This is a genomic window from Ruegeria sp. G5, assembly GCF_056533365.1.
Genome location: NZ_JBQFOK010000005.1, coordinates 135,893 through 157,349, shown reverse-complemented (window position 1 = coordinate 157,349; position 21,457 = coordinate 135,893). Strand labels below are relative to the sequence as shown.

Here is a 21,457-nt window from a genome sequence, read left to right as displayed (position 1 = left end):
GACCCTGCTTGTGATCCTTGTCCTGCGGCCCTAGATGTTTGCCAATGCAGATTTTCGAGGTGATCCATGCGCGACCTTCCCTTCCCCGTCCGTGACGCAAATGCAATCGGTGGAGCCGACAACCTTGGCAACCTTCCGGAATGGGACCTGACCGATCTTTACAGTTCGGAAGACGCGCCCGAACTGTCGCGTGATCTGGAATGGCTGGAGGCTGAATGCGCGGCCTTCGCATCGGACTATGAAGGCAAGCTGGCTGGCCTGAGTGCTGATGACCTTTTGCAATGCGTTCTGCGCAACGAAAAGATCAACGCTATTGCCGGTCGGATCATGTCCTTTGCCGGACTGCGCTATTACCAGCTGACCACGGATGCTGACCGTGCAAAATTCCTGTCGGATATGCAGGAAAAGATCACCATCTTTACGACCCCGCTGGTGTTCTTCACCCTGGAAATCAACCGCATTGATGATGAGGTTTTACAGGGTCACTTCGATGCAAACGCCGACTTGGCCCGGTATGAGCCTGTATTCCGCCGAATCCGCGCAATGAAGCCGTACCAATTATCGGACGAGCTTGAAAAATTCATGCACGATCTAGGCGTCGTGGGTGATGCGTGGGAACGCCTGTTCGACGAGACCATTGCCGGGCTGACCTTTGACATCGATGGCGAAGAGCTAAACATCGAAGGCACGCTCAACCTGCTGACAGAACAAGACCGTTCCAAGCGCGAAGCTGCGGCCCAAGAATTGGCACGCGTTTTCCAAAGCAACATCAAAACATTCGCGCGCGTACACAACACTCAGGCGAAGGAAAAGGAAATCGTCGACCGCTGGCGCAATATGCCCACGGCCCAAACCGGTCGCCATCTTTCGAACGATGTTGAGCCCGAAGTAGTCGAAGCCCTGCGCGAAGCTGTGGTAGCCGCCTATCCCAAACTGAGTCACCGCTACTATGAGCTAAAGCGGAAATGGCTGGGCCTTGATGTCATGCAGGTCTGGGACCGTAACGCCCCGCTGCCGATGGAAGACACGCGCATCGTTGGCTGGGACGAAGCCGAGACAATGGTGATGGAGGCTTATAACGCTTTCGATCCCCGCATGGGTGAGATCGCAGCGCCCTTCTTCTCGAAAGGCTGGATTGATGCGGCCGTCAAACCCGGCAAAGCGCCCGGTGCCTTCGCGCACCCGACCGTGACAGACGTCCACCCCTATGTGATGCTGAACTATCTGGGCAAACCGCGCGATGTGATGACCTTGGCGCATGAGTTGGGCCATGGTGTCCACCAGGTATTGGCCGCGGGTCAGGGTGAGATGTTGTCCTCCACCCCGCTCACGCTGGCCGAAACTGCATCGGTCTTTGGCGAGATGCTGACCTTCCGCAAAATGCTGGATAAGGCTGAAACGCCGGAACAGCGCAAGGTCTTGCTGGCCGGTAAGGTCGAAGACATGATCAACACGGTGGTTCGCCAGATCGCGTTTTATGACTTTGAGTGCAAGCTGCATGCCGCACGACGCGAAGGTGAACTGACACCAGACGATATCAATGCGCTGTGGATGAGTGTGCAGGCGGAAAGCCTCGGCCCCGCATTTGAGTTCATGGAAGGGTACGAGACATTCTGGGCCTATATCCCTCATTTTGTGCACTCGCCATTCTACGTTTATGCCTATGCCTTTGGGGATGGCCTCGTAAACGCGCTCTATTCTGTCTACGAAAGCGGCGCTGAAGGGTTCGAAGACAAGTACTTTGACATGTTGCGCGCCGGTGGCTCTATGCACCACAAAGAACTTCTGGCCCCGTTCGGACTGGACGCCAGCGATCCGCAGTTCTGGGACAAAGGTTTGTCGATGATTTCGGGCTTTATTGACGAGCTTGAAGCGATGGAAGGCTAATCACTTCTGGTTTTTGGTCGTGAGAAATATTGCGGCCACGATCAGCACAGCCCCGAGGGCTGCGATCGGCGTGATTGCAGCCCCCAAAAACAAAGCAGAGTTTATGAAGGTAAACACCACCGAGGCTGCAAACATCAGCGTTGCGGTCAACGTGGAAACGCGCGCTGCCGCCTCGTACCACAGGTAATAGGCTAACGCGGTCGGCAACATTCCCAGCAGGATCAAAAATACCACGTCATTCACTGTGGGAACTTGCAGGGAAAACATGGCCATCGGCAGCAGCAGAACGCCTGAGCACACGAAGATACCAAACAGGAAATTCAACCTCTCACCCGTCGACTGAGAGCTGCGCATCGCCCGGCTGCTGCAAATCAGAAACACCGCCCAGCTGAGACCTGCACCGATTTCCAGTAGGTCACCGAACAGCGGGTCTCCTCCGCCCTGAAAATCGCGAAAGACGGTCAGGAAAACGCCCAGAATTGCCAGGCCTGTGGCCAGTACATCCACACGCGTTACCGGAGCGTCAGCGAAAAAGTACAAGAAAACCAATACGAAGAATGGGGCCGTATTCTCCAACACTATCGCATTGGCGGCGCCCGTGTATTCCAACCCTATGTGGAAAAAAATGTAGTTGATGACGGTCGAAAGAACGGCCAGGCGGAAATTCCAGTCGCCCAGTTGAATTCGCGCAGGCACCCGCATCAGCTTTAGCAATCCATAGATCGCCAACGCGGCTATAAACAACCGTGAGACGGCGATCTGCAACCCGCCCAGATCGTTCGTCAGGTATCGAGCGATAACGCTGTGCGTGCCCCACAAGAAAGCGGCGAGAAACCCCAGCACCAAACCGTTTTGCATTAAAGCATTTGAAGTCTTGGTGCGCTTCATCCTCAACGCCTACTTCAACTGACTATCTTTGGAGCCGCGCCGGTTGATCCCAGCACGCGACTTAAAGGCTCCGTCCCGTTCCTGCTGACACTCCAGGCACAGCTTCACACCCGGCAAAGCGAGGCGTCGTTTTTCCGGGATAGGCTCTTCGCATTCAGCACAGTGGGTCAGGCTGTCGCCTACAGGTCGTTTGTTTGCCCTCATCCGAGCAAGCTCGTCCGAAATGGACGCTTCGATCTGTTCACTCACAGCGCCGTCGCGCGCCCAGCCACCAGCCATGGATGCCTCCTGTTCAGGTGACAGCCAGATTAGTTCAGCCGGGCACAGCGTGGCAAGTCAGAGCGACACAGCCCCTTCGAACACGCGGTCGATCATTTCCTGCGTGCCGCGCGAGAACTCCAGCGGGCAAGCGTACTCGACCCCTTCGCGGACAGATCTACTAAACGCCTCAACCTGCAGTTTGTAGTGATCATCACCCGGGAACCGCGTGACCTGCACCTCAAGCCCCGGCCGGTGCAGTTCAACCCTGGCTTCTCCAAAAACGCGGGCGTTGAACGGTGCGGTCAGACGGATAACGCCACCTTCACCGTGGAAAAGCATCTCTTGATAGGGGTGCAGGCGGATCGAAACGTAGCTGGAATAGGTAAAGTCCGGGAACTGAGCGCGAATTTCAGTGAACGCGTCGATCCCATCTTCCCAGCGGATAGCCGATTGAACGCTGACCGGTTCTTGCCCCGTCGCATAGCGGGCGCTGCCGATGACATAAACGCCGATATCGCGCAGTCCGCCACCGCCGGTTTCGGCCCGGTTGCGGATGTTTGCGGTGTCTTCGCGGTTATCAAAGCTGAACGCTCCGGTCACGTGTACCAGCTTGCCAATTGCACCATCTGCAATGAGCTTGCGTGCAAACTGCCACTGAGGATGGTGGACAATCATGTAGGCTTCTGCAGCCAGCAATCCGGTCTCGTCGCGCTTTTTGATCAGTGCATCGAACTCGGAACCCTGCATCGTCATCGGCTTTTCACACAACACGTGCTTGCCTGCATCCAAGGCTTTCAGGCTCCACTCCACATGCATGTGGTTCGGCAGCGGGATATAAACCGCGTCGATCTGCGGGTCTGCCAGCAGAGCGTCATAGCTGTCGTACACAGTCAGATCAGGACAAAATGACAGGAAAGGTTCCGCTTTTTCGGCGCTGGACGTTGCCAGCCCTGCAAGGCGCGCCCCGTCTGCCCCGTGAATTGCTGGTGCCATAAATTGACGTGCGAAATTGGCCGCGCCCAAAACGCCCCATTGAACTGGTTTTTGCATAATGTCCCCTCCTTTTCTTGCCGCTGGTGCGGCAGACAGAAGCCTGTTTATCAACCACCCGACGCAAAGTCAGGCTTTTCTAAGCCCCAATCCCGCGTAGTCTGCGCTGGGATGTCGGAAGGAAGAGCAGATGCGCAGATTCTTGAAATGGGTCGCCGGGTTTGTGGTTGTGGCAATCATCGCCGGTTTGATCGTTTTCTTCGTGTTTTTGCCACCTTACATCGAGTCCACACGGAACAACGTGATCGAGCACGACCCCTATGCGGTCGCGGAAGAAGCAGCCGCGCTACACAAAAAGTTGATCGTCGGAGACCTTCACGCAGACCCTTTGCTGTGGAGCCGCGATCTGACGAAACGCGGAACGCGCGGTCAGGTGGACATCCCCCGCTTGATCGAAGGCAATGTTGCACTGCAAGTATTCACGGCGGTCACGAAATCCCCCGCGGGTCAAAACTACGAAGCCAATTCTGCTGAGGCTTTCGACAATATCACCCTTCTTGCGATCGGCCAGCGGTGGCCGTTGCGTACCTGGAACAGCCTCAAAGAGCGCGCCATTTATCAAGCGGAGAAACTGCATCGGTTCGAGGCAACCTCGGACGGTCAGCTCAAAATCGTCAAGTCCCGCGCCGATCTGGATGCCGTTTTGGCGGCAAAGGCAAATGGTGAGGCTGTGGTCGGTGGAATTCTGGGGATCGAGGGTGCGCATGCGTTAGAGGGCGATATGGCGAACCTCCAAGACATATTCGACGCCGGGCACAGGGTTTTTGGACTACAGCACTTTTTTGACAACGCCTTGGGGGCTTCTTTGCACGGTCACGAAGACAGCGGTTTGACCGAATTCGGGCGCGCGGTGGTCGCTGAACTGGCCACCATGCCAGTTGTAATCGATCTGGCCCATTCCAGCCCACAGGTTGCCCGGGATGTACTGGCCCTGACCGACGCTCCTTTGATCGTAAGTCACGGTGGATTGCACGGGTTTTGTGCCGTCAAGCGCAACTATCCTGATGACCTAATGAAGGACATCGCAGCAACCGGGGGCGTGATCGGTATGGGATATTGGGCCGACGTGACCTGTGGCGACATTACACCCGCCGGTATTGCAAAGATGATCAAGGCCGCCGTCGAAACACTGGGCGAAGACCACGTGTCACTGGGGTCTGACTATGACGGATCTGTGGAAACCGCTTTTGATACTTCTGAGTTGGCTGCGCTGACGTCAGCCTTGCTGGCCGAAGGCCTGAGCGAAGCCCAAGTTCGCAAAGTGATGGGCGAGAACATGGTGCGTGTCTTCAGACAGCAACTGGCCCAATAAAAAAGCCCGCCGAAATCGGCGGGCTGTTCGTTGAGTTGGGCGTTCGTTACATCGCGCCCAACATTCCTTTTTCACGCGCAAGGTCCCGCATCTTCTTTTGCAGCTTTTCAAAAGCACGGACTTCGATCTGACGAATACGTTCGCGGCTGACGTTGTACTGCGTGCTCAGTTCCTCGAGCGTGACCGGCTGATCCATCAGGCGACGCTGAGTCAAAATATCCTTCTCGCGGTCATTCAGAACTTCAAGAGCGGCGGCCAAAAGCTCACGCCGCGCGTCAAGTTCATCGCGCGCCTCATAGTCGCCCGCCTGATCCGCATCTTCGTCCTCAAGCCAATCCTGCCATTGCATGGTGCCCTCGCCTTCGGATCCGACCGTCGCGTTCAGCGACGCATCGCCACCGGACATACGGCGGTTCATGCTAATGACTTCTTCTTCTGTCACGCCAAGGTCATTGGCGATCTGAGCGACATTCTCGGGGCGCAGGTCGCCCTCTTCCAATGCACCGATACGTGCTTTGGCTTTGCGCAGGTTGAAGAACAGCTTTTTCTGCGCCGATGTCGTGCCAAGTTTCACCAGCGACCAGGACCGCAGGATATACTCCTGGATCGAGGCGCGGATCCACCACATCGCGTAGGTTGCCAGACGGAAGCCCTTTTCAGGGTCAAACCGCTTCACCGCCTGCATCAGGCCCACATTGGCCTCGGAAATAACCTCGGCCTGCGGCAGACCGTAGCCGCGATAGCCCATGGCAATCTTGGCCGCCAGACGCAGATGCGACGTGACCATTTTATGAGCGGACTCGGTGTCCTGCTCTTCGACCCAGCGCTTGGCCAGCATGTATTCTTCTTCCGGCTCGAGCAGAGGAAACTTGCGAATTTCCTGCATATAGCGGTTCAAGCCGCCTTCCGGCGTCGGCGCGGGGAGATTTGCGTAATTTGCCATAATTCATGTCCCTCCGACAAATGTTTAAGTTGTTAACATAGGATATGGGAGGTCATCCCATTCCATTCAAGAGGTACCGTTAACAGTTTGGAATTAACGATGGATAAAGGAAAGATAAGAACGCGTTACTCACAACTGTTTGCACATTATGTCAGGGGTGTTCTCAGCTTATCAATCAGATTTTCCATATCCGCAGGCAAATCCGCCTCAAACCTTAAATATTCGCCTGTCACAGGGTGTTCGAACCCCAAAACAGCCGCGTGAAGTGCCTGCCGTGGGAAACTGCGTACAGCCTCGGCGACATCCGCGCTAAAGGCTTTCGCCGCCAGCTTTCTTTTGCCGCCGTAAACAGGATCCCCGACCAAACCGTGGCCAGCATGGGCTAAATGGACGCGAATTTGATGCGTTCGACCAGTTTCCAGCCAACATTCGACCAAGGCAAGCCCAGCCGGTGCGCCAAAGACCTCGACCACCCGTGCCCGCGTTACGGCGTGCCGACCACCATGGAACAGAACGGCCTGTTTTTGGCGATCCGTCTTGTGCCGAGCCAATTGCGTGGTCAGGCGCATGATGTTGCCGGGTTCGAAACTGACCCCTTTAACGCCACGCAACCTTGTATCATTGGCGTCGGGAACACCGTAACAAACGGCCCGGTAGTACCTCTCGACACTGTGGGCTTCGAACTGGGCCGCAAGGCCATGATGCGCGGCGTCAGATTTCGCAACAACAAGTAACCCGCTGGTTTCCTTGTCTATTCGATGCACGATTCCGGGCCGCTTTACGCCGCCGACACCGGACAATTCTGTACCGCAATGATGCAGCAGTGCATTCACAAGCGTTCCGTTTGGCGAGCCCGGTGCAGGGTGAACCACCATTCCAGCCGGTTTGTTGAGGACGATCAGGTCGTCATCCTCGAAGACAACATTCAGCGGAATGTCCTCGGGTCCAATATGGCTGTCTTCTGCTTCGGCGACGGATATGACCACGTGCGTGCCCTCGACCACTTTGGCCTTCGGATCGCGGATTTCGGCACCGTCGATTTGGACCGCCCCTTCTTCGATCAAGCGTCCCAACCTTGTGCGCGAGAGGTTTTCCTCGGCTGGAACATCGCGGGAAAGCGCCTTATCAAGGCGAGGCGGCGGATCAGCCGCGATCTGAAATTCAATCTGGCGAGTGCCCATGACTGTCCCTTCCGAGCCTCAAGAACCGATAGAAACGCCGCAGCTTAAACTGCTGAGACGGATGGTCATGCTGCTGACCGCGGTGATGATTGGCGGGGTTCTAGTGACATTCGCCCTGATTGTCATCCGGCTAACGGACAGAACCCCCACCCTTCCGGATCAAATCGACCTACCCGATGGCGCAAAAGCAGAGGCTCTGACAATCGGCAGCAACTGGTACGCTGTAGTCACAGACGACAATCGCATCCTGATCTTTGACAAAACGACCGGTCGTCAGCGTCAGGAAATTACGGTCGAATAACCGGGCTTTACGCGTCCAGCGCCATTCTGAGCACGATCTCAGACGCTTCTTTCAGCGCGGCGTATTCTTCCGCTGTATCCCGGCGAAACCCTTCGTCCTCTACGCTGAGCTGTTTGGGAGGGAACATTTCCGCTGTATCGCCAAAGAATTCCTGATGGAACGCGCGATCTTGCCCGGCCATGAATTCATCCAGCCACGCGCGTTCATTTGGCTCTAGCACATCATTCCGGCGGATCATTACCGGATCGTCCGGTGCCAACCGCCGCAATTGGCGGCTTCGCTTGCGTCCCACCGCACGCGTAACGATCCCGAACGCCTCGCTTGCGGCCCGTGATTGCGATGGGTTCGAGGTTTGATCCGTCACATACCCATCGGGCAATGGCGTACCAATACGCGTCAGAAAATCGTCCACGACATGACCGCGGATCATCTGGGACCGCTCATACAGAAGCGGCACCACGGTCACACCAGGAAAGGCTGCCCGTATCTGACCAAGCTTGAAAGCAAAGCTGTACCTTTGTGGGTCGCTTTCGATTTGCGACAGTTGTTCGCGAATATAGGGCGTGCCGATAACCGAAAGCCGACCGTTCTTTGCGCGTTGCTTGTAATCGGCTTCGAAGAAGTCGGAATACCGGCGACAATAAAACGTTATCCTCATCTCACGAGCCGGGATTTCCGAAAAAACCTGGGCCAATTTGGCCAGATCGCAGGAATAGAACATCTCGGATGACACAAGGCAGGTATGGTCAGAATATGCGTCGAACTCGGATGTCATTGCCGTCCGGAACGAGTCCATCGGCTGATCGCTTTGGTTCATATGAAAGGCGACGATGTTGTGGCTGATCGCCAAGCGAGAACTGCCCTCTAACCTGCGCCGGCCTGTCTCCATGTATCGAAGCCCGATATCGTTCAGAAGGTCTGGTTTGCCCCGCAAAAACGCCTGTAAAGCCGTGGTTCCAGTCTTGGGCATCCCCAAATGCAGCCAGAGCATCAGATGCGTCCCACCATCATCTTAGCGACCATCACACCGCCGCACTTGCGGAAACATCTGATGTCATTTGACGCAAAAGCTCTTGCATTTCAGGTATTTCCCGCAATTGAGCAATCTGCTGGCGATGCTGATCACAGGACAAGTGATGCAGGCGCGCTGTCTCGGGGTCTGACAACATCTCGTAATATATGGCGCGTTTTCGATCCAGAACGGCGTCGATTGATGTGTTGGTTTCGGCATTCTGGTTCATGGTGTTCCAGTACTCCAAACCCAAGCTTTCGCCCAAATGGTGCGCTCGCCCCCGCATTTTCTTGACCAGATAGCTCTCGCAAGACTTCAAAGCATAATGGTTCACCTGCACCAGATCATAACCGACCGAGTCGCGGGCCGAACGCCAGCTACTATCAAAATAACGCTCTGGCATAAGTTCACCGGATCCGTTGTACCAGTGGCAGTCTTGCATTGTCGCGACGGTCGGGCGTTTTGGTCGATGAACCCCCAAACCATCCCAAATCTCGCGCTGGAACATCGTTTTCAGACCCCAAGCCTGAGGGGGGCGGAAAATCCGCTCTGGCGCGGCTTGGCGGAATTGATCGGACAAAAAGCGATCTTCGTACTGAACGACGCCAGCGTTTCCGAACAAACGCCACGTCATCGAAATTGTCTTTGCATCCGGGATTGCGTTGGTCAAAGCCCGCAGCGTGTTATCACCTGTTTTGACGTTTATATGCTCATCTGCATCGATCACGATGACCCAGTCCTGAGGTCGCGCAAACTCCATCTTTAGAAATCGGTTGTACGCCCGTTTCTGAGGGCTGTTTTTGCGATGTGAATTATTGTCGACATGGGTGACAAAGCCCGTCTCATCCAGGCGCTGAAGCAAGGCATCCGACCCGTCCGAACAGTCATTGGTGAACACCACAATCTGATCAACACCAATCGCCCGATTATGGGCCACCCATTCCAGAACAAATGGCCCCTCATTCTTCATTGGGGTGATGCTTACATACCTTGGGTCCTGCCCGACCATTTTATTCTCCTAGACACGATCCGACAAAACCAGCGCATCGTGTTTTTTGCCACCATAATTGGAATGACATTCATATCCAAGACGCTAGCGAAGGGGAAAAAATATCGACTCACTCTTAGCCCTGCGCGCGTCTTAGTTGGTTGGCGTACCGCTTATAGTGTGGATAAAGATCATGTGCTTTCTGCAAATATCGACGCGCCGCAATTTTATCGCCGCGTTTGAGCGAAATTTGCCCTGCCGCACCCTGTATCGCAGCCGTGACATCATCCAGTTCAGCTGCATTCAGAATCTGATTTTGACCCTTTTCGTCTGATCCCGCTCTCTCAAGAACCCGCCCCATAGCAAATATCAAAAAAGGGTTTTCTGGGTCACATGCGACTGCTTCAGCCATTGAACGCCGCGCACTGTTGAGCTCGCCTTCGTTTTCATAAACTCGCGACAAACGCATATGATAGGTGGGGTTTTCCGGGTGCTTGGCAACACAGGCCCGGGTAGTATCAATAGCTGCTGACGAAGTTATGTCACCCAAATGAAACTGTAGTACCGCATTCAAGCTTTCAGCGCCTGGGTCAGTTTTCTCCACACGTTTGGCATTGATCAAAGCGGTGTGCAACCGTTCCAAACGCACAGAATCCTGAACCAGTCTGTGTGCCTTTTGATCGGTTGAAAGCTCAGCCCAGTCCAGAAGTATCATATCAAAATTGCAGGGCTGCCGAACGATAACTTTGTGCTGCAACAAATACAGGTTGTTAAAGGGTGGAAATCGCCGCTGTCGGATATCTCTTTGCAACCTCCAGTCTACGGGTGGAAACAACCGGTATGGGATCTGGTCACGGTACAGCATCCTAGAACCCAAAACGACCACATCCGGACGCAACGGCTTGGCCCAAAAAGCCCGAGCCAGCTGTCGCCCTGCTGACCAGCGTTTCTTTTGCGCGCCCAACGTCGCGGCATACAAAGCAGTTAGAACTGCGAAATCCTCAGGCCAGAGGTTGGGGTTTTCCAACCCCCCTTTGCAAAGAGCACCGCTTTCTTTCCATCTGGACATGTAAAAGCAATTCAGGGCTTGTAGCATCGGAAGAAACGCATTGTCCGGTTGTTCAGCAAGTATCGGCTCGGCCAAGTCATATGCGCGCTCGATCTGGTCCTGTGCACACAAGTACTGGGCGGCTTTTGCATATATGTGTGCCGCCTCGGATTTGTTTAGAAACGTACTCGGCCCCTCTGCGACGCGGTCGATAACACGCTCTGTTGCACAGGACATCTCCGCAGCCGAGAGAACTTCTTTGAAAACCAGCCGCTGGCGCCCGGAAATGCGGGCGGCGGCCATGGAAAACGCCGATATATACGGGGCAATTACCTGTTCCGCGCGCGACATCGTGTAAAGCTCCAGGAAATCCCGCTTGGCGCGTGTCATAATGGACAAGTCGGCGATATCTGACATCTGCAGAAGGTTGGGGAAACGTCTCTGGAACCGAGCAATAAGTTCTGGCTGGTCCGAAAATATGATCGCCTTTTGCCCGCCGCTTTTCTCAAGATGAGCCTCATAAAGCTCTTCGGGCTCGATCTTTGCTGGCCAGGTCGTGTGCTTCCATGGAAGCCCGTTCAAGATATCACCGCGACGGATGTGATAGGCAGAGACGCCCTGCCCTGTCAGCATCTTATCCGCGCGATCCATCACCGCTCGGATTTCATCGGTGAAGCCGATCCGATGAATGAAATCGCGATACCGGGGGCGGATTGCTTCAATGTCTTCCCAAGGAAAGGCCAGAACTTCGAACCCCTCCTCAACCAGCACCGAGTGACCTGCATTCAGATGCGCGATCAGGCGGTCAGGTGATGGATCGCCCAGAAATGCCCACACCGGCTTTGTGTTGCGATTGAGCTTTTCGAATTGAGCCGTTTTCAAAAAGTGCTTGCGCATCCAATCTTGCTTAAACAGCTCATCAGGTTGGTCCAATTCCGGGGCATCTGCGCCTTGCGGAAACCAGTTGACCTTGTACGTCGTCCCAAAATCTTCAGCCAGACGAATGCAGGTCAACATCATGAGCAGTCTTGCACCCATACGATCCTTGCGTTGGCCGATAAAGACGCCTTTGGCACCGCTCATGCGGGATCCTTTTCCGCATTGGCCGTGGCTTGCCGGCGCAGGTGCCTGAACCTCTGACGTGCGCGTTGTTTGAGCATGGGATGGCGATCACCGCAGTGGGCTTCGATTCCACGCATGTACAGAGGCAGCCGGCGTCTGGCCCGCATCATCTTATAGAACGCATCTGGTTCAAGCGATCCGTTCATCGCCGCCAACATAATAGGTTTTAGGATGTCCAACTTGCGCAACATCGGGGCCGCGAAATGGTTCGAAAACCACGTCTTCAGTAGATGGACGTTGTCCCCTTGCAGGCGCTGAACCTGTTGCCGGTCCAGATCAAAAAACGGGTCATAGAAGACGTAAACCTTGCTTGCGTTGGACACGGTTTTCGCTGCATCAGCTATCGGCAAATCCCAATCCTGCACCCGGCCAAAGCGATAGCGCGTCTCCCACGGAACAAGGCGTTCATCTAGCGTCGTCTGAGGGTTAAAGGCGATCACGATCGACCCGGGCACCAGGCTTGAAAAAGTTAGCGCTCCGAACCCGCCCATAGACGCGCCGGCAAAGACAACCCGGTCGAATTGGTCAAAAAAACCTTCGGCTGCCTTGGTTTGAAAATAGGTGATGATTTCCGGGTCGCGGTACCACGCCTTGGTGCGCGCAAAGACCCCCATATGCGACCACCCTTCGTCGCGGAAGAATTTCCAACCCCATGGCTCACGCGCGAAGGACAGGTCATTGGCATTCGCGATATTGTCGAAACTGACCACAAGCTGCGTGGCCGAGCGGTGATGAAACAGAACCGAATGACGCTCCAGTTTCTGCAGGAAGCCTTTTCCATCGCCACCCGGGTACAGTTCGACGAACCAAGGTGGTGCGGGATCCGTCAAAATACGCTCGTACCCCGTCTTGCGATCGGGGTGGTCCGGTTTGAGTTGCTGTTTCGAAAGATCCTCTGCCATTGCCGTCAGATCAGGTTCTCTGCCAGCCAAGCGCGGAATTCGATCCAATCCGGGCGCATTTTGATTTCCGTAACCTTCGCCCGATGCCAGTCACAGGCGCTTTCATGTAGCTCTCTTAGCTTGGGGTCTGATTTCAGTTCTGCCAGAACCGGGGCCGCTCTCTGCGCCGCGGGCAGGATGGATTGGTCCAGTTCTTTGTTGGCATTCATGTCTTGCCAGTAGGACTGCCCTTGGTCCACCCGGATGTGGTTTGTCCTGCCACGGTCGCGCTTGATCAAAAACCCCTCCAAGGACCGAACAGAGTAATGGTGAAGGCGACCAAGGGAATGATCAAAGTTCCGCCAAGCACGCCAGCCAACCTTATCTGCCGGGAACAGCTTACCGCCTGCATCCGACCACGCAATATCGGCGGCCCCCTCCTCCGTGAAGCCCTTGGGCCGATGGGGGCCAAATCGCGTGAACTTACCGTTGTTTCGGAACAAGGTCTTAAGTCCGTACGCACGCCCTGAATGATGTGGAAAAGCCAGATCCGCCATCGAGAAAGCCTCGGTCACCGGTTTATCTTCGAAACTGATATTTCCAGAACTTCCAAAAAGCTTCCACGCGAACGAAATCGCATCCACAGGTTGGCCCGCACGCTGCTCGACCTCTTCGATCAGGGCATGAAAACTGTTGTCCCCGCAGCGTATGTTCCAAAACTCGTCCACGTCCAGACACATGAGCCAGTCGGCTTCTTTCACCTTCGGCTGACGCCGTGCACGCCGAAGCATCTGGTGCTGCGGGTTACCGCCCTCTTTTACCTCGTTGGAAACGTGCGTCGCGATACCCAGTTCCTGCAATCGACGCGCGATATCATCGGTTCCATCTTCGCAACTGTTGGTAAAGATCACAAAGTGATCGGCCCCCAGGGACTTGTGAAAAGCCACCCACTCTAACATGTAGGGGCCTTCGTTTTTCATTGTCGTGAATATGGTGATGGCCTGAGACATCTGCACCTTTCCCGAGTGGTCTTGAGTTCAAGTCATACACATCCATAACGAGACGGGCGAGACAGGAATTGCAGGCAATATCAGTGAACCCGAAACTGGTGCATCTCTACACTGTGTTTCGTTAAATTTGCACTGCCAGATTTTCAGGGAATGGTGCGGTCGAGAAGACTCGAACTTCCACGGGAGTTACCCCACAGCGACCTCAACGCTGCGCGTCTACCAATTCCGCCACGACCGCACTGTCTGTGACTTGGTAGAGGGGCGTATAGACGGTGCGGAACGGGATGTGAAGAGGCAAAAACACGCCGGATTGATTTCCTGTCCCCCATTCATATCTGTAGCATGAAATTCAATACATCCGCCCAGTCAGGAGCCTTAGCATGACAACGCCAGACCCTCGCCCCATCGTTCAGGTGGATGTCGTATCTGACGTCGTTTGTCCTTGGTGTATCGTAGGTTTCAGACAATTGGATCAGGCTCTGCAGCAGGAAAACGTATTGGCCAAGCTCAGATGGCACCCTTTTGAGCTGAACCCGAAAATGCCGCCCGAAGGTCAAAACCTGCGTGAGCATATCATGGAGAAATACGGCTCGACCGCCGAACAAAGTCAGCAGGCCCGCGAAAGGCTGACGCAATTGGGCTCGGAACTGGGGTTCACCTTTAATTTTAGCGATGACAGCCGGATCGTAAACACGTTCGCGGCGCATCAATTGTTGGACTGGGCCGAGGCGCAAGGGCGTCAGCACCCGCTGAAGCTTGCGTTGTTCCAGGCCTATTTCACTGATGGTCAGGATGTTTCGGATACGAAGGTCCTGCTGAACGCCGTAGAAACCGCCGGGCTGGATCGGGACGCCGCACATGAGGCACTCACGTCTGGTGCGCACATCGCGCCGGTGCGGGAGAAACAACAGTTCTGGACCAGCCGTGGGATATCCGGCGTTCCATCCATGGTTTTTGGCGGAAAATATCTTTTGACCGGCGCACAAGGAACACCCACCTACACACAGGTTTTGCAGCGCTGCCTGGCCGAGGCTGCCTGACCTCTTTCCCTTGCTGCACCCGCACGATATGACACAGCCATGGAATGGAAGATAACAGACGGCTTGACCGACTATGACGATGCCGTGGCCTTTATGGAGGCACGCGTCGCCGATATCTCAGCGGGCGTTGCCGACGAATGCGTTTGGCTTCTGGAACACCCGCCACTCTATACGGCGGGAACATCGGCAAAGCCCCAAGACCTGACCGATCCCGACCGGTTTCCTGTGTACACGTCCAAGCGCGGCGGTGAATACACGTATCACGGGCCGGGTCAGCGGGTTGCATATGTCATGTTAGACCTGAACAAACGCGGCCGAGACGTACGCCTTTTCGTAAAACAGTTGGAAGCATGGGTCATCGCGTCGCTGGCCGAATTCAACGTAACCGGAGAAATCAGAGATGGGCGTGTTGGTGTTTGGGTGCGCCGCGACGACAAACCCCGGACAGTTTCCGGTCAACCTGCGGAAGACAAGGTTGCAGCAATCGGTTTGCGCCTTCGCAAGTGGGTCAGCTTTCATGGGATATCGATCAACGTCGAGCCGGATCTGGACCATTTCACGGGGATCGTGCCCTGCGGCATCACCGAACACGGCGTGACGTCTCTGGTCGATCTTGGACTGCCCGTCACGATGGAAGATGTAGACACAGCGCTGCGCAAAACGTTTGACGATATCTTTGCCTCAAATTCGCCAAATACATAACAGACGAATCGCTCAATCTCGGTATTTTTGTGAACAATCAGAGGCCACCAATCTGCTCTGTTTCCATTTCAGGGCAATAACTTACGAGCTGGAAGCCTCAAAACAGCTAAATTTACCTAAAATCCACTCAAGTGAATACAGGCCGCAAATTCGCGGCTAATATGATCCTACCGTTCGAGAGTGAGTGGTGTGTTAAACCGGTAACCATGGGGTATCCCATGAGGTCGGAAAAGTTCTTGTTAACGAGTCTGCCGTTCCGACCCCAAATCGGAACGGCAATTCTTTTTCAGCAAGGCCAGCCTCAAGTCTTTTAAGCAAGAGCAGCTTTGATTTTCTCGGCGTGCTGGGCGATCTGCTCAAAATCCCCCATATTTCCAGGTGCGCGCATAGGGACGCCTTCATGACGGGGCAAAACGTGGAAATGGAGGTGGAACACCTCCTGCCCGCCCGCGGCTTCATTGAACTGCTGAACCGTCACACCATCGGCATCGAACGCCTTCACAACCGCTTTGGCCAGTTTCTGTGTCGTGGATGCGACCGCGGCCAGTTGCACGGGCGTGGCGTCCAGAAGATTTCGACACGGTGTTTTCGGGATAACCAGCAAATGGCCATCAGATCTTGGCATGATGTCCATGAACGCCAATGTCTCGTCGTCTTCATAGACCTTCGTTGACGGGATTTCACCGCGCAGAATCTTGGCAAAGATATTGTCGGGGTCATAGGCGGTCATGTCAGTTCTCCGATTTCAGCGTTGAAACAAGTACTGCTGTGCCACCTCGCAAGGGTCAAGCCGCGAATTCGCCTTGGTATTCGGTGGCTTGAATTTTCATGTGCGATACCCAGATCTGCATTGCTTTAGGTCGAAAATACGCGGGTCCCTGTCTTGCCCGCGACAATTATTCTTGATCCAGATCAAACTCGACCATTGAAGGCGCCTCTTTCGCATTCTAAAACCAGCAGGAATCCCGCGCGCCGGAGAGGTCTGGCTGCGCGGTGCAGTTGCAACAGGAGGCACCTATAATGGCAGACGCAGCCATTCATGGTCACGATCATGAAGACAACCGTGGGTTTTTCACGCGCTGGTTCATGTCGACCAACCACAAGGACATCGGGATTCTCTACCTGATATTCTCGGCGCTTGCCGGGTTTATCTCGGTGGCGATGACCGTATATATGCGGCTCGAGCTGATGCACCCCGGTGTGCAGTATATGTGCCTTGAAGGCTTTATGGCCGACCCATGCACCCCTAACGGGCACCTGTGGAACGTTATGATCACCTATCACGGTGTTCTGATGATGTTCTTCGTTGTCATCCCTGCCCTGTTCGGCGGATTTGGCAACTATTTCATGCCGTTGCAGATCGGCGCGCCGGACATGGCGTTCCCGCGGATGAACAACCTGTCCTTCTGGCTGTATGTCGCTGGTACCTCGCTGGGCGTGGCCTCGCTGCTGAGCCCCGGTGGTAACGATCAGCTTGGTTCGGGCGTTGGCTGGGTTCTCTACCCACCGCTGTCCACGACCGAGGGCGGCATGTCCATGGACCTTGCGATCTTCGCCGTGCACGTATCGGGCGCCTCCTCGATCCTCGGCGCGATCAACATGATCACCACGTTCCTGAACATGCGTGCCCCGGGCATGACACTGTTCAAGGTGCCGCTGTTCAGCTGGTCGATCTTCGTCACCTCGTGGCTGATTCTTCTGTCCCTGCCGGTTCTGGCGGGCGCGATCACCATGCTGCTGATGGATCGTAACTTTGGCTTCACCTTCTTCGATCCTGCAGGTGGTGGCGATCCGATCCTGTATCAGCACATCCTGTGGTTCTTCGGCCACCCCGAAGTGTACATCGTCATCCTGCCCGGCTTTGGCATCATCAGCCACGTGATTGCCACCTTCGCGCGCAAGCCGATCTTTGGTTACCTGCCGATGGTCTGGGCGATCATCGCAATCGGTGTACTGGGCTTTGTCGTGTGGGCACACCACATGTACACCGTTGGTATGTCGCTGCGTCAGCAGGCTTACTTTATGCTGGCTACGATGGTCATCGCGGTTCCGACAGGCGTTAAGGTGTTCTCGTGGATCGCGACCATGTGGGGCGGATCGATCGAGTTCAAGACACCGATGCTGTTCGCATTTGGCTTCCTGTTCCTGTTCACCGTCGGAGGTGTGACCGGTGTGGTTCTGTCGCAGGCTGGTGTAGACCGCGCCTATCACGACACGTACTACGTCGTTGCGCACTTCCACTATGTGATGAGCTTGGGTGCCGTGTTTGCGATCTTTGCGGGCGTCTACTTCTACTTCTCGAAGATGACGGGCCGTCAGTATTCCGAGTTCTGGGGCAAGATCCACTTTTGGATGTTCTTCATCGGCGCAAACCTGACCTTCTTCCCGCAGCACTTCCTGGGCCGCCAGGGCATGCCACGCCGCTACATCGACTACCCCGAGGCGTTCGCCCAGTGGAACTTTGTATCGTCGATCGGTGCGTTCATCTCGTTTGCTTCGTTCCTGCTGTTCTTCGGCATCGTTTTCTACGCCCTCTTCCGCGGCGCGAAGGAAACACGTCCGAACCCGTGGAACGAATACGCGGACACGCTGGAATGGACCCTGCCCACGCCGCCGCCAGAACACACGTTCGAGCAGCTGCCCAAGCAGGAAGACTGGGACAAGGGCCACGCGCACTAATCCCGACCAACACCAAAACCCCGCCAAAACGGCGGGGTTTTTCTTTGGCGGCAACCCTTTCACGGAACAGTCGCGAAAACCCACAAAATCAGCTATCCTGCAAAGGGTGACACGTCCCGCCAAACCGGGGGTAGCTTATGTCTGAATTGGATTTTTGGTTCTCAATCGGCAGCACCTACAGTTTCCTGACGATTATGCGCATGGATGACTGGTGCGCGGAAAACAACGCGTCGGTGCGCTGGCAGCCATTCAACGTCCGCACCATCATGGCCGATCAACAGAACATCCCGTTTGCGGGAAAACCCACCAAGTCTGCCTATATGTGGCGCGATATCGAAAGGCGCGCTGCAAAGTACCACTTGCACGCCCATCTTCCTGCCCCCTATCCCGTGTCAGACCTAGCGCTGGCCAATCAAATCGCCTTGCTTGGAATGAGAGACGGCTGGGGCAAAGCTTTCACACAAAACCTGTACCGCATCTGGTTCGAAGATGGGATCGAGGCAGGCAGCGAGGCGGCGCAGACAGAGGCGCTGCATAGATGCCAACAGGACCCACGCATCGTTCTGGCCCGCGCACGCAGCCCTGATATTGTCGCGGCGCTAGAGGTCGACACTGACCGGGCTGCACGCTTGGGTGTTTTCGGGGCACCAACCTTTGTCGTGCGCGGAGAAGTCTTCTGGGGCGACGACCGCCTTGACGATGCATTGTCCTGGGCGCGGGTTGGCCACGTCACCTGATTACACCCGTCGACACGCGTTGCAGTGACGCTATTTTAGGATCATGCCCTATCAGTGGAATCAAACATCAGCATCCGAACAAGAATTGCGGCTTTGGCCGCATAACTCGTTACCACCGCGATGGGCCGGCCGTGTCGTACTGTCTGTCTTCCTGTTCGGGTTGATCCCCTTGATGGCCGTACTGGGATCGGCTGTGCTGTGGGGCCTGCTGCCCTTCCTGCTTGTGACTGTTCTGGGCGTTTGGCTCGCGATTCAAGCCAATTACAAAGCACGAAGTGTGTTTGAGGTCTTAACATTGAACGGCACCCAAGCGCGGCTAATCCACCATCACCCCCGCAAAGGCCCGCAAGAGTGGGTCTGCAACCGCTATTGGGCCAGACCTGAAATGCACGCGCATGGCGGACCGGTACCAAACTACGTTACGCTGTCTGGTCAGGGCCGTGAGGTAGAAATTGGCGCGTTTCTTACCGAAGAAGAACGGATTTCTTTATACGATGAGCTTACAAAAAAACTGCGCGAACCAGTCGCGCAGTAATCAGCCTTTGTCGTGATTTGTGGATCAGCAACCGCCGCTTGCGGATGCGCAAAGCTGGTCTTTAACCATCGGGCCGACCTTGCCGAAATCCATCTGACCCGTATAGCGCGTCTTAAGCTCGCCCATGACCTTGCCCATGTCACGGATCGAGCCCGCGCCAGTGGCGGTTATCGCAGTCTCAATCGCCTTGGAGACTTCGTCTTCGTCCAATTGCTTGGGCAAAAACTCTTCGATAACTTCAACTTCACGCAGCTCGCGCTCAGCCAGGTCCAGCCGTCCACCCTCTTCGTAGGCGCGCGCGCTTTCCTTACGCTGTTTCGTCATTTTACCAAGAATTTCAAGAACCTCGGCATCGCCGCAGCCCTTGGCTTCTTCGTTGTCTGATGCACGTGAGGCAATATCGCGGTCCTTGATCGCGGCATTGATCAAACGCAGCGTCGACAAACGCTCAGCTTCCTTGTCTTTCATTGCTTGCTTCAGGGCAGAAGTCACCCGCGAACGCATATCCATATGATCTGTCCATCCCCATGGAAAAAGGAACCCCGACCATATCGAAACAAAAAGCGCGACACAACCGGGGACGAATATGGCTAAGTTGTTGATTTATATAGATAGCCCAAAATTTGAACAGGCTTGACCCAAAGGCGTAACCCCCTTAGGTATGCGCCGGTTTACCTTGCAGGAGAGTCGCGCCATGGCACAGAACGCCCCGTCCAAGCCCACCGCATGTCTGGCATTGGCCGACGGTACACTGTTCTACGGGATCGGCTTTGGTGCCACCGGCCAAACAGTGGCTGAGCTGTGCTTTAACACCGCCATGACAGGTTATCAGGAGATCATGACCGATCCCTCATATGCCGGTCAGATCGTCACTTTCACCTTCCCGCATATCGGTAATGTGGGTGTGAACCCCGAAGACGATGAGACCGGCGATCCGGTTGCCGCTGGCATGGTGGTCAAATGGGACCCGACCGAACCGTCCAACTGGCGCTCGGCGGAAGAGTTGAAAACCTGGCTTGCGCGTCGCGGCCGCATCGCGATCGGTGGCGTCGATACCCGCCGCCTGACCCGTGCGATCCGTCAGCAAGGCGCTCCGCATGTTGCTTTGGCCCACGATCCCGACGGCAATTTCGACATCGAATCTTTGGTCGCTGCCGCGCGTGGGTTTGCCGGACTGGAAGGTATGGACCTCGCGAAAGAGGTCACTTGCGCCCAAAGCTATCGCTGGGACGAAATGCGGTGGGCATGGCCGGATGGGTACCCCCGTCAGGAAAACCCTGCCCACAAGGTTGTTGCCATCGATTATGGTGCAAAGCGCAACATCCTGCGGTGTCTGGCCTCTGCCGGTTGCGATGTGACCGTCCTGCCCGCCACGGCGACGGCCGCCGAAGTGCTAGCGCATAACCCCGACGGTGTATTTCTTTCAAACGGACCAGGCGATCCGGCAGCAACCGGCGAATACGCGGTCCCGATGATCAAAGAAGTTCTGGAGACAACGGACCTGCCGGTCTTTGGCATTTGCCTTGGCCACCAGATGCTGGCATTGGCCTTGGGCGGTCAAACCGTCAAGATGAACCACGGCCACCACGGTGCAAACCACCCGGTCAAGGATCTGGACACGGGCAAGGTCGAAATCACCTCGATGAACCACGGTTTTGCTGTTGACGCACAGTCCTTGCCCGACGGTGTTGTCGAAACGCACCGCTCATTGTTTGACGGCTCGAACTGCGGAATTCGGATGGCCGACCGCCCGGTTTACTCGGTGCAGTACCACCCGGAAGCCTCCCCCGGGCCACAGGACAGTTTTTACCTGTTCGAACGCTTCGCTAAAGCCATGGCTGAGAATAAAGCACAGGCTTGACGCACATCGTTAAGGATTA

The 21,457-nt window shown here is 55.4% G+C and carries 21 protein-coding genes and 1 tRNA gene; 9 read left to right on the top strand and 13 right to left on the bottom strand.

Annotated features, from left to right (window positions below; all coding sequences use genetic code 11):
- Window positions 1-66: 66 nt before the first annotated feature.
- Window positions 67-1,887, top strand: coding sequence for a M3 family oligoendopeptidase (locus ACR0BD_RS10995; protein ID WP_480830388.1), 1,821 nt, complete (start codon window positions 67-69; stop codon window positions 1,885-1,887).
- On the opposite strand, the gene ACR0BD_RS10990 is transcribed toward ACR0BD_RS10995, so the two are convergent.
- Genes ACR0BD_RS10990 through ACR0BD_RS10980 form a run of 3 tightly spaced genes read right to left on the bottom strand, consistent with a single transcriptional unit; the run spans window position 1,888 to window position 4,086 of the window.
- Window positions 1,888-2,775 (bottom strand): DMT family transporter, encoded by an 888-nt coding sequence (locus ACR0BD_RS10990; protein WP_480830386.1) that lies wholly within the window; start codon window positions 2,773-2,775, stop codon window positions 1,888-1,890. It abuts the gene before it with no gap.
- 9 nt (window positions 2,776-2,784) lie between these two features.
- Window positions 2,785-3,054 carry a DksA/TraR family C4-type zinc finger protein gene (locus ACR0BD_RS10985; RefSeq protein ID WP_480830384.1) on the bottom strand — a complete coding sequence of 90 codons (270 nt, stop codon included), beginning with the start codon at window positions 3,052-3,054 and terminating at the stop codon, window positions 2,785-2,787.
- 57 nt (window positions 3,055-3,111) lie between these two features.
- Window positions 3,112-4,086 (bottom strand): Gfo/Idh/MocA family protein, encoded by a 975-nt coding sequence (locus tag ACR0BD_RS10980; RefSeq protein ID WP_480830382.1) that lies wholly within the window; start codon window positions 4,084-4,086, stop codon window positions 3,112-3,114.
- A gap of 130 nt (window positions 4,087-4,216) precedes the next feature.
- Here ACR0BD_RS10980 and ACR0BD_RS10975 point away from each other — a divergent pair, with 130 nt between their 5' ends.
- A complete protein-coding gene (locus ACR0BD_RS10975; RefSeq protein WP_480697649.1) occupies window positions 4,217-5,398 on the top strand; it encodes a dipeptidase in 1,182 nt (393 codons plus the stop codon).
- A gap of 46 nt (window positions 5,399-5,444) precedes the next feature.
- Here ACR0BD_RS10975 and rpoH read toward each other — a convergent pair whose 3' ends face one another.
- Both rpoH and ACR0BD_RS10965 read right to left on the bottom strand, forming a co-directional pair.
- The gene (rpoH, locus tag ACR0BD_RS10970; protein WP_480697650.1) at window positions 5,445-6,341 is read right to left on the bottom strand and encodes an RNA polymerase sigma factor RpoH; all 897 of its coding nucleotides are present in this window, start codon (window positions 6,339-6,341) and stop codon (window positions 5,445-5,447) included.
- Between the two features lie 146 nt (window positions 6,342-6,487).
- On the bottom strand, window positions 6,488-7,522 hold the full coding sequence (locus tag ACR0BD_RS10965; RefSeq protein ID WP_480830379.1) for an RluA family pseudouridine synthase: 1,035 nt from the start codon (window positions 7,520-7,522) through the stop codon (window positions 6,488-6,490).
- Here ACR0BD_RS10965 and ACR0BD_RS10960 point away from each other — a divergent pair.
- Window positions 7,521-7,823 (top strand): DUF6476 family protein, encoded by a 303-nt coding sequence (locus tag ACR0BD_RS10960; RefSeq protein ID WP_480830377.1) that lies wholly within the window; start codon window positions 7,521-7,523, stop codon window positions 7,821-7,823. The genes ACR0BD_RS10965 and ACR0BD_RS10960 overlap by 2 nt on opposite strands.
- 7 nt (window positions 7,824-7,830) lie before the next feature.
- Here the strand turns inward: ACR0BD_RS10960 and ACR0BD_RS10955 are convergent, their stop codons facing one another.
- From ACR0BD_RS10955 to ACR0BD_RS10930, 6 genes are all read right to left on the bottom strand, one after another.
- Window positions 7,831-8,814 (bottom strand): hypothetical protein, encoded by a 984-nt coding sequence (locus ACR0BD_RS10955; protein ID WP_480830375.1) that lies wholly within the window; start codon window positions 8,812-8,814, stop codon window positions 7,831-7,833.
- Window positions 8,815-8,845: 31 nt separating this feature from the next.
- Window positions 8,846-9,844, bottom strand: coding sequence for a glycosyltransferase family 2 protein (locus tag ACR0BD_RS10950; RefSeq protein WP_480830373.1), 999 nt, complete (start codon window positions 9,842-9,844; stop codon window positions 8,846-8,848).
- Window positions 9,845-9,959: 115 nt separating this feature from the next.
- Window positions 9,960-11,954: a hypothetical protein gene (locus ACR0BD_RS10945; RefSeq protein ID WP_480830372.1), complete on the bottom strand. Its 1,995-nt coding sequence runs from the start codon at window positions 11,952-11,954 to the stop codon at window positions 9,960-9,962.
- Complete coding sequence (locus ACR0BD_RS10940) at window positions 11,951-12,895, bottom strand: hypothetical protein (protein ID WP_480830370.1); 945 nt, start codon at window positions 12,893-12,895, stop codon at window positions 11,951-11,953. The genes ACR0BD_RS10945 and ACR0BD_RS10940 overlap by 4 nt, the downstream gene beginning before the upstream one ends.
- Before the next feature lie 5 nt (window positions 12,896-12,900).
- On the bottom strand, window positions 12,901-13,884 hold the full coding sequence (locus tag ACR0BD_RS10935) for a glycosyltransferase family 2 protein (protein ID WP_480830368.1): 984 nt from the start codon (window positions 13,882-13,884) through the stop codon (window positions 12,901-12,903).
- A gap of 151 nt (window positions 13,885-14,035) precedes the next feature.
- Window positions 14,036-14,122, bottom strand: a tRNA-Leu gene (locus tag ACR0BD_RS10930).
- 142 nt (window positions 14,123-14,264) lie between these two features.
- Between ACR0BD_RS10930 and ACR0BD_RS10925 the strand changes: the two genes are divergently transcribed.
- Complete coding sequence (locus ACR0BD_RS10925) at window positions 14,265-14,924, top strand: DsbA family oxidoreductase (protein ID WP_480830366.1); 660 nt, start codon at window positions 14,265-14,267, stop codon at window positions 14,922-14,924.
- 39 nt (window positions 14,925-14,963) lie between these two features.
- Window positions 14,964-15,626, top strand: a complete 663-nt coding sequence (lipB, locus tag ACR0BD_RS10920) for a lipoyl(octanoyl) transferase LipB (protein WP_480830365.1) — start codon at window positions 14,964-14,966, stop codon at window positions 15,624-15,626.
- A gap of 310 nt (window positions 15,627-15,936) precedes the next feature.
- On the opposite strand, the gene ACR0BD_RS10915 is transcribed toward lipB, so the two are convergent.
- A complete protein-coding gene (locus ACR0BD_RS10915) occupies window positions 15,937-16,356 on the bottom strand; it encodes an HIT family protein (RefSeq protein WP_480830363.1) in 420 nt (139 codons plus the stop codon).
- Window positions 16,357-16,646: 290 nt separating this feature from the next.
- Here ACR0BD_RS10915 and ctaD point away from each other — a divergent pair, with 290 nt between their 5' ends.
- The 3 genes from ctaD (at window position 16,647) to ACR0BD_RS10900 (ending at window position 19,577) form a co-directional block, all read left to right on the top strand.
- Window positions 16,647-18,305 carry a cytochrome c oxidase subunit I gene (gene ctaD, locus ACR0BD_RS10910; protein WP_480697672.1) on the top strand — a complete coding sequence of 553 codons (1,659 nt, stop codon included), beginning with the start codon at window positions 16,647-16,649 and terminating at the stop codon, window positions 18,303-18,305.
- Window positions 18,306-18,442: 137 nt separating this feature from the next.
- Entirely contained in the window at window positions 18,443-19,042 is a 600-nt protein-coding gene (locus ACR0BD_RS10905; RefSeq protein WP_480830361.1) for a DsbA family protein, read from the top strand.
- Between the two features lie 43 nt (window positions 19,043-19,085).
- Entirely contained in the window at window positions 19,086-19,577 is a 492-nt protein-coding gene (locus ACR0BD_RS10900; protein WP_480697675.1) for a DUF2244 domain-containing protein, read from the top strand.
- A gap of 24 nt (window positions 19,578-19,601) precedes the next feature.
- Here ACR0BD_RS10900 and ACR0BD_RS10895 read toward each other — a convergent pair whose 3' ends face one another.
- Entirely contained in the window at window positions 19,602-20,087 is a 486-nt protein-coding gene (locus tag ACR0BD_RS10895; RefSeq protein ID WP_480697677.1) for a GatB/YqeY domain-containing protein, read from the bottom strand.
- Window positions 20,088-20,271: 184 nt separating this feature from the next.
- Between ACR0BD_RS10895 and carA the strand changes: the two genes are divergently transcribed.
- On the top strand, window positions 20,272-21,438 hold the full coding sequence (gene carA, locus ACR0BD_RS10890) for a glutamine-hydrolyzing carbamoyl-phosphate synthase small subunit (protein WP_480830358.1): 1,167 nt from the start codon (window positions 20,272-20,274) through the stop codon (window positions 21,436-21,438).
- Window positions 21,439-21,457: the final 19 nt, after the last annotated feature.